The organism is Pandoraea thiooxydans, from assembly GCF_001931675.1.
GTDB classification, from domain to species: Bacteria; Pseudomonadota; Gammaproteobacteria; order Burkholderiales; family Burkholderiaceae; genus Pandoraea; species Pandoraea thiooxydans.
On the sequence record NZ_CP014839.1, the window covers coordinates 3,456,599 to 3,469,705 of the forward strand.

The 13,107-nt window shown below is 64.9% G+C and carries 10 protein-coding genes; 6 read left to right on the forward strand and 4 right to left on the reverse strand.

Going from position 1 to position 13,107, the window contains the following annotated elements; genetic code table 11:
• Window position 1: 1 nt before the first annotated feature.
• Window positions 2-3,994, reverse strand: coding sequence for a DUF3683 domain-containing protein (locus tag PATSB16_RS15830; RefSeq protein ID WP_047215035.1), 3,993 nt, complete (start codon window positions 3,992-3,994; stop codon window positions 2-4).
• A gap of 403 nt (window positions 3,995-4,397) precedes the next feature.
• Here PATSB16_RS15830 and PATSB16_RS15835 point away from each other — a divergent pair, with 403 nt between their 5' ends.
• Window positions 4,398-4,856, forward strand: a complete 459-nt coding sequence (locus PATSB16_RS15835) for a (2Fe-2S)-binding protein (RefSeq protein ID WP_047215036.1) — start codon at window positions 4,398-4,400, stop codon at window positions 4,854-4,856.
• Between the two features lie 16 nt (window positions 4,857-4,872).
• A complete protein-coding gene (locus PATSB16_RS15840) occupies window positions 4,873-7,113 on the forward strand; it encodes a xanthine dehydrogenase family protein molybdopterin-binding subunit (protein ID WP_052892717.1) in 2,241 nt (746 codons plus the stop codon).
• 7 nt (window positions 7,114-7,120) lie between these two features.
• Here the strand turns inward: PATSB16_RS15840 and PATSB16_RS15845 are convergent, their stop codons facing one another.
• Entirely contained in the window at window positions 7,121-7,690 is a 570-nt protein-coding gene (locus PATSB16_RS15845) for a YqaA family protein (RefSeq protein WP_047215037.1), read from the reverse strand.
• 148 nt (window positions 7,691-7,838) lie between these two features.
• Between PATSB16_RS15845 and PATSB16_RS15850 the strand changes: the two genes are divergently transcribed.
• Entirely contained in the window at window positions 7,839-8,471 is a 633-nt protein-coding gene (locus PATSB16_RS15850) for a nucleotidyltransferase family protein (RefSeq protein WP_047215038.1), read from the forward strand.
• Between the two features lie 55 nt (window positions 8,472-8,526).
• Here PATSB16_RS15850 and PATSB16_RS15855 read toward each other — a convergent pair whose 3' ends face one another.
• The gene (locus tag PATSB16_RS15855) at window positions 8,527-9,048 is read right to left on the reverse strand and encodes a YMGG-like glycine zipper-containing protein (protein WP_047215039.1); all 522 of its coding nucleotides are present in this window, start codon (window positions 9,046-9,048) and stop codon (window positions 8,527-8,529) included.
• 26 nt (window positions 9,049-9,074) lie between these two features.
• Window positions 9,075-9,419 (reverse strand): hypothetical protein, encoded by a 345-nt coding sequence (locus PATSB16_RS15860; protein ID WP_072628668.1) that lies wholly within the window; start codon window positions 9,417-9,419, stop codon window positions 9,075-9,077.
• Between the two features lie 372 nt (window positions 9,420-9,791).
• Here PATSB16_RS15860 and ilvA point away from each other — a divergent pair, with 372 nt between their 5' ends.
• Genes ilvA through queF form a run of 3 tightly spaced genes read left to right on the forward strand, consistent with a single transcriptional unit; the run spans window position 9,792 to window position 13,104 of the window.
• Window positions 9,792-11,321 (forward strand): threonine ammonia-lyase, biosynthetic, encoded by a 1,530-nt coding sequence (gene ilvA / locus PATSB16_RS15865; protein WP_047215041.1) that lies wholly within the window; start codon window positions 9,792-9,794, stop codon window positions 11,319-11,321.
• Window positions 11,322-11,381: 60 nt separating this feature from the next.
• Entirely contained in the window at window positions 11,382-12,290 is a 909-nt protein-coding gene (locus PATSB16_RS15870) for a 5'-nucleotidase (RefSeq protein WP_047215042.1), read from the forward strand.
• Window positions 12,280-13,104: an NADPH-dependent 7-cyano-7-deazaguanine reductase QueF gene (gene queF / locus PATSB16_RS15875; RefSeq protein WP_047215043.1), complete on the forward strand. Its 825-nt coding sequence runs from the start codon at window positions 12,280-12,282 to the stop codon at window positions 13,102-13,104. The genes PATSB16_RS15870 and queF overlap by 11 nt, the downstream gene beginning before the upstream one ends.
• The last annotated feature ends 3 nt before the right edge of the window (window positions 13,105-13,107 follow it).

The window sequence follows — 13,107 nt, forward strand, 5'->3', positions numbered from 1 at the left end:
ACTACACCAGCACGCGCTCGATGCCGCCATTGTTTGCCTGACTCACGTAGTTTTCCAGCCAGCTGGCGCCGAGCACGTGCTTGGCCATTTCGACGACGATGTAGTCGGCATCGACATTGACGTCCTCGCTGTAACGCGACAGCCCTTGCAGGCACGACGGGCAGCTCGTCAGGATCTTGACGTCGCTGGCGTTGCCCTCGCGCAGCTTGGCCGCGCCCCGGCGCATCTCTTCTTCCTTGCGAAACCGCACCTGCGTCGAGATATCCGGCCGCGTGACCGCCAGCGTACCCGATTCGCCGCAGCAACGATCATTCTTCGCAATCCGGTAACCATTTTGCTCGGCGCCCATCAACTGATTGACCAGTTTGATCGAGTCCATCGTCTTGATCGGCGTGTGGCAGGGATCGTGGTACATGTAGCGCACCCCTTCCACGCCTTGCAGGCGCACGTCCTTCTCGAGCAGGTATTCGTGGATATCCAGAATCCGGCAGCCGGGGAAGATCTTCTCGAATTCGTAGCCGGCCAGCTGATCGTAGCAAGTGCCGCAGGAAACGATCACCGTCTTGATATCGAGATAATTCAGCGTATTGGCCATCCGGTGAAACAGTACTCGGTTGTCGGTAACGATCTTCTCGGCCTTGTCGAACTGACCCGAGCCACGCTGCGGATAACCGCAGCACAGATAGCCCGGCGGCAGCACGGTCTGCACGCCGGTGTGCCACAACATCGCCTGTGTCGCCAGGCCGACCTGCGAGAACAGCCGCTCCGAGCCACAGCCCGGGAAATAGAACACCGCCTCCGAGTCGGCCGTGGTGGTCTTCGGATTGCGAATGATCGGCACGATCTTGTCGTCTTCGATATCGAGCAGAGCGCGCGCGGTCTTTTTCGGCAAATTGCCCGGCATCTTCTTGTTGACGAAGTGAATCACCTGCTCCCGCACCGGCGGCTTGCCGACCGTGGCCGGCGGATGCTGGGTCTGTTTGCGGGCGAATTTCTTCAGAAAATCATTGCCGAAACGCTGCGCCTTGTAACCCCATTCGATCATGACCTTGCGGGTCAGGTTGATCGTCTCGGGATTGGTCGCATTCAGAAAGAACATGCTCGCGGCCGAGCCGGGATTGAATTTCTTCTTGCCCATCTTGCGCAACAGGTTGCGCATGTTCATCGAGACGTCGCCGAAGTCGATCTTCACCGGGCAGGGCGTCACGCACTTGTGGCACACCGTGCAATGGTCGGCCACGTCGTTGAATTCCTCCCAATGCTTGATCGACACGCCGCGCCGCGTCTGCTCCTCGTAGAGGAACGCCTCGATCAGCAGCGAGGTGGCCAGAATCTTGTTGCGCGGGCTGTACAGCAGATTGGCGCGCGGCACGTGAGTCGCACACACCGGCTTGCATTTGCCGCAGCGCAGGCAATCCTTGACGCTATCGGCGATCGCGCCGATATCCGACTGCTGCATGATGATCGATTCGTAGCCCATCAAGCCGAAGCTCGGGGTATAAGCGTTGCGCAGATCGGCCGGCAACTCCGGCAAGTGCAGCAGCTTGCCCTTGTTGAAGCGCCCCTGCGGATCGATGCGTTCCTTGTAGACCCGGAACTCGGCGATCTCGTCGTCAGTGAGGAATTCGAGCTTGGTAATACCAATGCCGTGTTCGCCGGAAATCACGCCATCGAGCGAGCGCGCCAACTTCATGATGCGCGCCACGGCCCGGTGCGCGTCCTGCAGCATCTCGTAATTGTCGGAATTGACGGGGATGTTGGTATGCACGTTGCCGTCGCCGGCATGCATGTGCAGCGCCACGAAAACCCGCCCGTGCAGCACCTTTTTGTGAATCGCCTGGCATTCGGCCAGAATCGGCTCGAACTCGCCGCCATTGAAAATCTTGCGCAACTCGCCGCGCACTTCGCTCTTCCACGAAATGCGCACCGTGCGGTCTTGCAGGATATCGAACACCGTCGCCGCGGGCTGCCGCTTCAGGCGCTCGCCAAGCATCATGTTCAAATCGCGAATGCCGTGCCGATTGAGCAGTGGAATCGCCTCGGCCAGCGGCGCATCGAAATGATCGCGCAGGTACAGCCAGCGCTCGCGCACCTCGCGCAACAGGGTCAGCGCCTGTTGCACGCGGTCCTCCAGCAACTCGGCCGACGGAATCTCATTGGCGTCGTCGCTCTTGCCCAGCGGCAGATTGCCAGCCCCGAAGAATGTCTCGAGCGCATCGATCAGCTGCAGCTTGTTCTTGAGCGACAGCTCGATATTGATGCGCTCGATACCGTCGGTATATTCGCCCATCCGGTCGAGCGGAATCACCACGTCCTCGTTGATCTTGAAGGCGTTGGTATGCTTGGCGATGGCCGCCGTGCGCGAGCGGTCCAGCCAGAATTTCTTGCGCGCCTCGGCCGACACCGCGACAAAGCCCTCGCCGCTCTTGCCGTTGGCCATGCGCACCACCTCGGAGGTGGCCTGCGCCACGGCAGCATCGTCATCGCCGACGATGTCACCGATCAGCACCATCTTCGGAAAAGCGTTGCGCTTGGATTTGGTCGCATATCCGACCGCGCGCAGATAGCGTTCGTCGAGGTGCTCAAGCCCCGCCAGAATCGCGCCGCCCTGCTGCGTCTGGGCGAACATATAGTTCTTGATGTCGACGATGCTCGGGATCGCTTCGCGCGCCTGGCCGAAAAACTCGAGACAGACCGTGCGCGTATGCGCCGGCATCTTGTGCAAAATCCAGCGCGCGCTGGTAATCAGGCCGTCGCAGCCTTCCTTCTGGACACCCGGCAGGCCGGCCAGGAATTTATCGGTGACATCCTTGCCGAGCCCTTCCTTGCGAAAGCGCTGCCCCGCGATCTCGAGCATTTCGCTGCGCAGCAGCTTGATGCCGGGGGCATGATTGCCGTCGAACCACTTGAGCTCGAACCTGGCCACCGGCACGTCGTGAATTTTTCCGCAATTGTGATCCAGCCGCGTGACTTCAAGCCAATTGCCGTCCGGATCGACCATGCGCCACCAGGCCAGGTTGTCCAGCGCCGTGCCCCACAGCACGGCCTTCTTGCCGCCCGCGTTCATGGCGACGTTGCCGCCAACGCACGAAGCGTCGATCGAGGTCGGATCGACCGCGAACACATAACCAGCCTGCTCGGCCGCGTCTGCCACCCGCCGGGTGACCACGCCGGCACCCGAGAAAATCGTCGGCACAGGGTTCTCGACGCCGGGCAACGACGTCAGCTCGACCGCCCCCAGCATTTCCAGCTTCTCGGTATTGACCACCGCCGACAGCGGCGTGAGCGGAATCGCGCCGCCGGTGTAGCCGGTGCCGCCGCCGCGCGGAATCACGGTCAGGCCGAGCTCGAAGCACCCCTTGAGCAGCGCGGCGATTTCTTCCTCGCTGTCGGGCGTGAGCACCACGAACGGGTATTCCACCCGCCAGTCGGTCGCGTCCGTCACGTGCGAGACGCGCGACAGACCGTCGAACTTGATGTTGTCACGTGCGGTCACCCGTCCCAGCACGCGCTGCGCGCGGCGGCGCAAGTCGCTCATCTGGGCAAACTCGGCGGCAAACGCGTCCACCGCGCGGCGTGCGGCCGCCGTCAGCTGCTCGACCCGGCTGGCGCGCTCCTGGCCGTGGGCATCGCCGTGCTCGGCCACATCGGCGCGGCGCCGTTTCTCGATTTCGCTCAGACGGTGGTTCAACGCATCGATCAACAAGCGTCGCCGTTTCGGGTTATCGAGCAAATCGTCCTGCAGATACGGATTGCGGCGCACCACCCAAATATCGCCCAGCACCTCGTACAGCATGCGGGCCGATCGCCCGGTGCGGCGCTCCGCGCGCAGCTCGTCCAGGATATGCCAGGCTTGCTCGCCCAGCAGGCGAATCACGATTTCCCGATCGGAGAACGACGTGTAGTTGTAGGGAATCTCGCGCAGGCGCGGCGGCATGGCGGCCACCGCCTGTTTGGCATCGTGCGGATCGAAGGCAGGCAGGGGAGCATTCATCTTGTCGGTCTCGTGGTTGCGGCGGGATTAACGCCGTCGGCGAGCGTCTCACGGGACGCGCCGGAAATCAGGTCAGGTTGCGTTCGAGCGAGCAGCCGTGGCGGCGTTTGCGCGCGCCTTGGCCGTCATCCTGGATAGTCAAGATCGCCAGTTGCCGCAAGCGCCGTGCAGACTCGCACGGGCAGCCCGGTTGCGGCGACAGGGACGTGCCGGCCGGCACGTAAAGGTACGGAGGTCGAAGCGCATGCCCAACTCTTTCTTCCGGCAGATAAGGAAATTTTTATCGGATGTTCGGATTGTACTGCATCGCACTGCAACATGCGGCGCGCCGATCGGGTGCCTGCAAGATCGCCGAAGCTGAGGTATCGTAAGCCGCTCATCCCCCTCCAACAAGAGGCGCTCCATGATCTCGTTCCAACTCAACGGCCGGGCCGTTCAGGTCGATGTCGATCCCGCCACCCCGCTACTCTGGACCCTGCGCGATAACCTGTCGATGACCGGCACCAAATTCGGCTGCGGCATGGCGCTGTGCGGCGCCTGCACGGTCCATCTCGAGGGCCAGCCGATTCGCTCATGCGTGACGCCCGTGTCGGCAGTCGCCGGCAAGCACATCACCACCATCGAGCACGTCGGGGAAGACCCCGTCGGCCATGCCGTGCAAACCGCCTGGGTCAAGCACGACGTGCCGCAATGCGGGTATTGCCAGAGCGGCCAGATCATGAGCGCCACCGCACTGCTCAAGAGCAATCGCCAGCCAAGCGACGCCGACATCGACAACGCCATGGCTGGCAATATTTGCCGATGCGGCACCTACGCCCGCATTCGCGCCGCCATCAAAGACGCCGCCGCGTCACTGGCCTGACCCCAAGGAGACGCTCATGCAGCCATTTCGCTTTCAACTGCCGGCCGATCCCGACGCCGATGCAGGCAACGCAGCCAGTGCGTCGCGTCGCGCGTTCCTCAAGACTTCCGCCGTCGCCGCCGGCGGCTTTCTGCTCGAATTGAGCGTGCTGCCCGGCAGCCAGGGCGCGGCGACCGCTGCCGAGACCGCAAACCAGCCTCGCAAGGGTCTGGCACCGGCCGCTTTCGTCCATATCGCGCCGGACGAAACCGTCACCATCCAGGTCAACCGCCTCGACTTCGGGCAAGGCGTGCAAACCGCGCTGCCGATGCTGATCGCCGAAGAACTCGACTGCGACTGGCAGCACGTGCGCAGCGAGCTGGCGCCTGCGGCCGAGGTCTACAAGGATCCCGTCTACGGCATGCAAATGACCGGCGGCTCCGGCTCGGTGGCCCACTCATGGCTGCAATACCGCCAGATCGGCGCGACCGCGCGCGCCATGCTGGTATCGGCCGCCGCCGCCCGCTGGAAGGTAAAACCGGCGCAATGCCGCACCGAATCCGGCACGGTGATCGGCCCGCGTGGTCAGCGTGCCAGCTACGGTTCGCTGGCTGCCAGCGCGCAACGCCAGCCGTTGCCTGCCGACGTCGTACTCAAAGATCCCCGCGAATTCCGCCTGCTGGGCAAGCCCACGCCCCGGCTCGATGCGCGCGCCAAGTCGACTGGCGTGCCGATGTACGGCATGGATTTCAAGCTGCCGGGCTTGAAAGTGGCCGTACTGGCACGCCCGCCCGTCTTTGGCGGCAAGGTTGCGCATTTCGATGCAAGCGCCGCGAAAGCGATCAAAGGGGTGCATGAAATCTTCGAGATTCCCTACGATCGGGGCGGCACGGCAATCGCCGTAGTGGCCGACGGCTACTGGCCGGCCAAAACCGCGCGCGACGCGCTCAAGATCGAATGGAGCCACGCCGGGCTCACACCGGCCGACACCGAGGCGATGCTGGCCGAATACCGGACCTTGGCCAAAAATCCAGGCACCGTCGCGCGCCCCGGCGACCTCTCGAAACTGGCCTCGGCGCCCAGGAAAATCGTCGCCGAATTCACCTTCCCCTATCTGGCGCACGCGCCGATGGAGCCGCTGAACTGCACCGTGCGATTGAGCGAGCATGGCTGCGAGGTCTGGGCCGGCACGCAATTCCAGACCGTCGACCAGCAGGCGGCCGCGCGCGTGCTGGGCCTCAAGCCCGAGCAGGTCAAGCTGCATACCCTGATGGCCGGCGGCGGCTTCGGGCGGCGCGCGGTGCCCACCTCCGACTACACCGTGGAGGCGGTGCAGGTCGCCAAGGGCTGGCGCGCGCGTGGCCGTCACGAGCCGGTCAAGTTGATCTGGAGCCGCGAGGACGGCATCCAGGGCGGCTATTACCGCCCGGTGTACCTGCATCGCGCCGAAATCGGGCTGGACGCGCATGGCCAGGTACTCGGGTGGGACCACCGCATCGTCGGGCAATCGATCCTGAGCGGCACGCCATTCGAGAAATTCGCGGTGAAGAACGGCGTCGACAGCACTTCGGTCGAAGGATTCGCCAACACGCCTTATGCACTGCCGCTGCAGGTATCGGTGCACAACACCGAAGTCAATGTCCCGGTTCTGTGGTGGCGCTCGGTGGGCAACACCCACACCGCCTACGTGATGGAAACACTGATCGACGAACTGGCCCAGACCGCAAAGCAGGATCCGGTTGCCTATCGGCGCGCGTTGCTGGGCGACAGGCATCCGCGCCACCTGGCCGCGCTGGAACTCGCCGTGGCCAAATCCGGCTACGGCACGAAAACCCTGCCCAAGGGCCATGCCTGGGGCGTCGCGGTGCACGAGTCGTTCGGCTCGGTGGTTGCTTACGTGGTCGAGGCGACGCTGGTCGATGGCAAACCCAAGCTGCTGCACGCCACCGCCGGCGTTTGCTGCAACTTTGCCGTCAATCCGCTCACCGTCGAGGCGCAGGTTCAAGGCGCCGCGCTCATGGGGCTGGGCACCACGTTGCCCGGAGCCGCCATCACGCTCAAGGACGGCGTCGTCGGACAGTCCAACTTCGACCGGTACATCGTCGCGCGCATGCCGGACATGCCTCGCATCGACGTGCATCTGGTGCCGTCGGCCGCAGCGCCCACCGGCATGGGCGAGCCCGGCCTGCCGGCGCTGGCGCCGGCCTATGCCAACGCGATCGCCGCGCTCACCGGCAAGCGCCTGCGCGCCCTGCCGTTCGACCTGGAGAACGCATGATCGGGTACTAACCGGCCAGCGCCCGCAACGGAGCGAGGATGCCCGACCAGAAACTGTCGGGCACCCACAGCAACAGGCCCGTCACGGCGAGATAGCGCAGCAGCTTGCCGATTGCCATGTAGATCAGGCAGGCGCCCCACGGCAGGCGCAGCCAGCCGGCCAGCGTGCAGAGCGGATCGCCGATGACCGGCAGCCACGACAGCAGCAGCGTGGCCGGCCCGTAACGGCGCATCCAGGCGAAGTATTTCGCTCCCAGCGTCGGCTGGCCGTTGCGGCGCGCGCGGGGCACTGCACCGGCAGCGCCATGCAGTCGGCGCCGCTCGCGCAGCCGTATCACCGCGAGCTTGGCGCCATACCCCATCCACCAGTCGATCATGCCGCCGATCGTGTTGCCCAGCGTGGCGACCACGATGGTGGGCCACAGCATCTCCGGGTTGAGCTTGACGTAGCCGAACACGGCCGGCTCCGAGCCCATCGGCAGCAGGGTGGCCGACACCAGGCTGATCAGGAAGACGGCCGGCAGGCCCACCTTCGGCAGTGCCAGCACCCCGAACAACCAATTGATGAAATGTTCCATGTCGTGAAGAAATTCCGGCGCCCGGCCCCGTGCCGGCACCACGCGCGCAAGTCGAGCCCGAAGCGATAAGTCCCGCGCCGCGGCGCAAGGTTCCGCCCCGGGCGCTGTGCGTAGCGGCGCCCGGGGCGCGCAGCGCATAATACCGCGTATGTCACGACACTCCCTCCTGCCCGTTGCCATTCTGCTGGCCGGCGGCATCGGCAGCCGCTTCGACGCCAGCGGCCAGCGCAACAAGTTGCTGCAACCGCTGCCAGGCGACGCATCCGGACGCAGCGTCGCGTCGGCCAGTGCGCACGCATTGCTCGCCGTGCTGCCACGCGTGATTGCCGTGGTTCGGCCCGATCGCGCCGAACTCATGGCGCAGTTGCGCGCCGCCGGCTGCGAGATCGTATCGAGCGAGGCAACCTTGCGCGGCATGGGTGCCAGCCTGGCGGCAGGCGTTCGGGCCTCGCTCGCCAACGCACCGCCCACCGCCCTGGGCGCACCGCGAGGATGGCTGGTGGCACTGGCCGACATGCCGTTCATCCGACCTGCCAGTATTCGCGCCGTGGTCGATGCGCTGGACGATCCGCAGGCTGTGGTCGCGCCGCGCTACCAGGGCCAGCGAGGCCATCCGGTCGCCTTCGGGCAGGCCCACGGCGCCGCGCTGGCCGAACTCGATGGCGATCTCGGCGCGCGCGCGCTGCTGCGCGACAGCGCCCGCGTGAGCTGGGTCGATCTGGACGATCCCGGCATTGTGCGCGACATCGACACACCGGCCGACCTGGATTTGCAGCAATAAAAAAGCCGGATCCCCCGGCGGGAGGTCCGGCAATGTCCGGCAAGCCGGCGCCGCATCAATAGACGCCGGGCGGCGGCGGCGGGGGTGTCCCCGGTGGAGGCGGAGGCGGCTCATCGGCCGGCGGGGGCGGCGGGTTATAGCGCTGCATCACGCCGCCGCGCACCGGCACCTGATTACCCCGGGCGTACATGCACTGGACGTAGGCGTAATCGTAGCGGCGCTGCGAGCCATAGCCGGAGGCAGCCGCACTATCGGCGCCGATCGCGCTGCCGGCCAGCAGGCCGGCCCCGGCGCCGACCGCCGCGCCGCGTCCGCCGCCGAATGCCGCGCCCGCGAGCGCGCCGACCGCGGTACCCAGCGCGGCGCTGCCAACCGCGCTATCGGTGACGGCCTGCTGCGCTGCCGGTCCGCCGATCTGCTGGTATGCATACTGGCGACAGATGGCATCATCGGTCCTGAATTGATCGAACGTCTTGCCGTTGCCGGGCAGGGCCAGCACGGTCGGCCCCACCGGCATCACCGTGCAGCCGCTGAGCACGGCCGCCGCCACTGCTGTCAAGCAAACCCATCGTTTCATGACATTTCCTCCGCGTTACCGGCGCCCTAGCGCGGGCGGGCCGGCACGGTTTGCCAACCTTCCGGACACGTCTTTACATACGGATAATAGGCACGGGACGAGCGGCAGTAGTACCAGTTGCCGCCTTGATCCTGCGTATCGGTCGGGTCCTGCTGAATATAGACCGGTGGGCTGGGAGGCGCCACCATCACTGGCGGCGCATAGTAGTACGGCGCGGGCGCATACGGATAATAGGGATACGGATAAGGGTAGCTGTAGATCGGCGGTCCGATAAACACGCCGACGTGCGTGCGCGCCATGGCAGCGCCCCCGGCACTGCAGAGCACGGCTGCCAGGGTCATGGCCACGCCTAGATGCCTGGATATTTTCATGCAACTCTCCCAACGGATCGCATCGAAGACCTGCCGATTCATTCAATCGGCTTTACCTATGACGGCCGCGATGCTTTATTGATTCCCGCTTCTGCGCGAATACAGGGAAAGCCTAGGTTTTATGCTGCCCGGCAGTCTTGATCGACGTCATGCCCGACACAGTTTGCGCACACGCGAACACCGTACGGGCCCATGCCCGGCAAAGACCGCGTCGGTATTTTCGACGCGCCCGGCGCGATCGAACCCAGGCACTCGCCAGCCCGGCTATGGCTCCGTTCACCGGAACGCGTCCGCTCTCGCGCACCCCCCGGTTGCCGGCGATGCTCTATCATTGAGGCTTTTTCCTGCTTTCGGCGCCGCCCGCCCGACACCATGTCCGCCTCTGCCCTCGATTATTTGAAAAAGGTTCTCACCGCCAAAGTCTACGACGTCGCCCGCGAGAGCGAACTCGAACTGGCGCGCACGCTGTCGATGCGACTGCACAACCGCATCCACCTCAAACGCGAGGACAACCAGACGGTGTTTTCCTTCAAGCTGCGCGGCGCCTACAACAAAATGGCCAACCTGCCCGAAGCCGAGCTCGCGCGCGGCGTGATTACCGCCTCGGCCGGCAATCACGCGCAAGGGGTCGCGCTGTCGGCCGCCAAGCTCGGCTGCAAGGCGGTGATCGTGATGCCGGTCACCACCCCGCAGGTCAAGATCGATGCGGTGAAAACCCACGGCGGGCGGGCCGTCGAGGTTGTGCTGGCGGGCGACTCCTACAGCGATGCCTATCAAAAAGCAGCCGAGCTCCAAGAGGAGCGCGGCCTGACCTTTGTGCACCCGTTCGACGACCCGGATGTGATCGCCGGCCAAGGCACCATCGCAATGGAGATTCTGCGCCAGCATCCCGGACCGCTGCACGCGATTTTCGTACCGATCGGCGGCGGCGGCCTGATCGCCGGCGTAGCGGCGTACGTCAAGGCGTTGCGCCCGGAAGTGCGCGTCATCGGCGTGCAGACCCAGGACTCCGACGCGATGGCGCGCTCGATGCACAAAGGCCAGCGCGTGCAGTTGCACGATGTCGGGCTGTTCGCCGACGGCACCGCCGTCAAGTACGTCGGCGCTGAAACGTACCGGCTGTGCAAGCAGCACGTCGACGAGGTGATCCTGGTCGATACCGACGCGCTGTGCGCGGCCATCAAGGACGTCTTTCAGGACACCCGCAGCGTACTGGAGCCGTCCGGCGCGCTGTCGGTGGCCGGCGCCAAGCGCTATGTCGAGCGCGAAAAGCTCAAGGGCGAGACGCTGGTGGCGATCACCTCCGGCGCCAACATGAATTTCGACCGGCTGCGCTTCGTCGCCGAGCGGGCCGAGGTCGGCGAGGCACGCGAAGCGGTTTTCGCCGTGACGATTCCCGAGGAACGCGGCAGCTTCAAGCGCTTTTGCGAACTGGTCGGCAACCGCAACGTCACAGAGTTCAACTATCGCATCGCCGATGCCACCCAGGCGCATATCTTCGTGGGCATCCAGACGCACAATCGCGACGAGGGCGCGAAGATCGCGGCCAACTTCCAGCGTCATGGCTTTGCCACGGCCGACCTGTCGAACGACGAGCTGTCCAAGCAGCACATCCGCTACATGGTCGGCGGCCATTCGCCGCTGGCGCGCGACGAACTGCTGTACCGCTTCGAATTTCCGGAGCGGCCCGGCGCGCTGATGAAGTTCCTCTCGTCGATGAATCCGAACTGGAACATCAGCCTGTTTCACTACCGGAACCAGGGCGCCGACTACAGTAATATCCTGGTAGGCATTCAAGTGCCGAAGGACGAAAAACGCGTGTTCCAGGAATTTCTCGACACGCTTGGCTATCCTTATTGGGACGAAAGCGAAAACCCGGTGTATCGGCTGTTTCTCGCCTGAAGCCCGCACCGCGGCCCGGCGCCAGGCGGCGCCCGGCCCAACCGCCCGGGAATCGCACTCATGTCATTCACGCTCAACGATAAGCTGGTGGTCGCCATCTCCTCGCGCGCGCTGTTCGACTTCGAAGAAGAGAACCGCGTCTACGAGCAGGGCGACCCTGCCGCCTACGAAAAGCTGCAGCGTGAGCGTCTGGACGTGCCGGCGCAGCCCGGCGTCGCGTTCGGGCTGATCCGCAAGCTGCTCGCGCTCAATACCGAGCGCGAGCGTCGCGTCGAAGTCGTGATCCTCTCGCGCAGCGATCCGATCAGCGGCCTGCGCGCGTTCCGCTCCTGCCGCGAGCAGCAACTGGCGATCGAGCGTGGCGTGTTCACGCGCGGCAGTCCCCCATTTCGCTACCTGAAGCCGCTGGCCGCGCACCTGTTTCTCTCCGCCAACCGCGACGACGTGCAGGAGGCGCTGGCCGCCGGCTTTCCCGCCGCGCATGTCTACCCGCGCTCGACCGCGCAGGCGGAACTGCGGCCCGATGAGATCCGCATCGCTTTCGACGGCGACGCCGTGCTGTTCTCCGACGAGGCCGAGCAGGTCTACCAGGCCAGCGGCCTGCCGGAATTCATGCGCCACGAAGTGCAAAAGCGAGACATTCCGCTCGCACACGGCCCGCTCAAGCCGCTGCTCGAAGCGCTGCATCGGCTGCAGAAACTGGCCGACGACGCCGCGACCATGCGCATTCGCACGGCGCTCGTCACGGCACGCGCGGCCCCCGCCCACGAACGCGCGATCCGCACACTGATGGCCTGGGAGATCGAAGTCGACGAGGCGATGTTCCTCGGCGGACTCGACAAGGGCACTTTCCTGCGCGAATTCCAACCCGACTTTTTCTTCGACGACCAACTGCGTCATTGCGAATCGGCACGCGAGGTCACAGCGACCGGCCACGTGCCCATTGGAATCACCAATCATGCAAGCTGAACACTCGCCGCTGGGCAAACCCGTCAATTACACCGAGCAATACGACCCCGCTCTGCTCTTCCCGATCGAGCGCCAGCCGGCGCGCGAGGCGATCGGCGTGCCCGCGCCGCTGCCCTTCTTCGGCGCCGACCTGTGGAATGCCTACGAGTTATCGTGGCTCAACCCGAAAGGCAAGCCGCAGATCGCGCTGCTCACCGCCATCGTGCCGGCCGATTCACCCAACATCGTCGAATCGAAGTCCTTCAAGCTCTACCTGGGCTCGTTCGCACAAACGCGCCTGGCCAATGCCGAGGCGGCGCGCCAGCTGATCCAGCAAGACTTGAGCGAGGCGTGCGGTGCGGCCGTACAGGTGCGGCTTACCGAAGCCACGCATTTCGATCAACTGCGTCTGGCCGAGCTCGAAGGGCTGTCGCTCGACCGTCTCGACATCGAGACCGACATCTACACGCCGGACCCGACGCTGCTGCACGCCAATCACGACGAAGCGCCCGTGGAAGAGACGCTGGTGTCGAACCTGCTCAAGTCGAACTGCCCGGTGACCGGCCAGCCGGATTGGGGCAGCGTGCAGATCCGCTACGTCGGCGCGCCGATCGATCATGCCGGCTTGCTCAAGTACCTGATCTCGTTTCGCAATCACACCGGCTTTCACGAGCAGTGCGTCGAGCGCATTTTCATGGATATCCTGCGCACCTGTGCGCCCGGCAAACTGGCGGTCTACGCGCGCTATACGCGCCGCGGCGGCCTCGACATCAATCCGTTTCGCACCAACTTCAATCTGCCGCTGCCCGACAATCGGCGCAATGCGCGGCAGTAACGC

Coding starts and splice junctions, on each gene's coding strand:
- PATSB16_RS15830 (WP_047215035.1), bottom strand. CDS start 3,994: ATGAATGCTCCCCTGCCTGCCTTCGATCCGCACGATGCCAAACAGGCG.
- PATSB16_RS15835 (WP_047215036.1), top strand. CDS start 4,398: ATGATCTCGTTCCAACTCAACGGCCGGGCCGTTCAGGTCGATGTCGAT.
- PATSB16_RS15840 (WP_052892717.1), top strand. CDS start 4,873: ATGCAGCCATTTCGCTTTCAACTGCCGGCCGATCCCGACGCCGATGCA.
- PATSB16_RS15845 (WP_047215037.1), bottom strand. CDS start 7,690: ATGGAACATTTCATCAATTGGTTGTTCGGGGTGCTGGCACTGCCGAAG.
- PATSB16_RS15850 (WP_047215038.1), top strand. CDS start 7,839: ATGTCACGACACTCCCTCCTGCCCGTTGCCATTCTGCTGGCCGGCGGC.
- PATSB16_RS15855 (WP_047215039.1), bottom strand. CDS start 9,048: ATGAAACGATGGGTTTGCTTGACAGCAGTGGCGGCGGCCGTGCTCAGC.
- PATSB16_RS15860 (WP_072628668.1), bottom strand. CDS start 9,419: ATGAAAATATCCAGGCATCTAGGCGTGGCCATGACCCTGGCAGCCGTG.
- ilvA (WP_047215041.1), top strand. CDS start 9,792: ATGTCCGCCTCTGCCCTCGATTATTTGAAAAAGGTTCTCACCGCCAAA.
- PATSB16_RS15870 (WP_047215042.1), top strand. CDS start 11,382: ATGTCATTCACGCTCAACGATAAGCTGGTGGTCGCCATCTCCTCGCGC.
- queF (WP_047215043.1), top strand. CDS start 12,280: ATGCAAGCTGAACACTCGCCGCTGGGCAAACCCGTCAATTACACCGAG.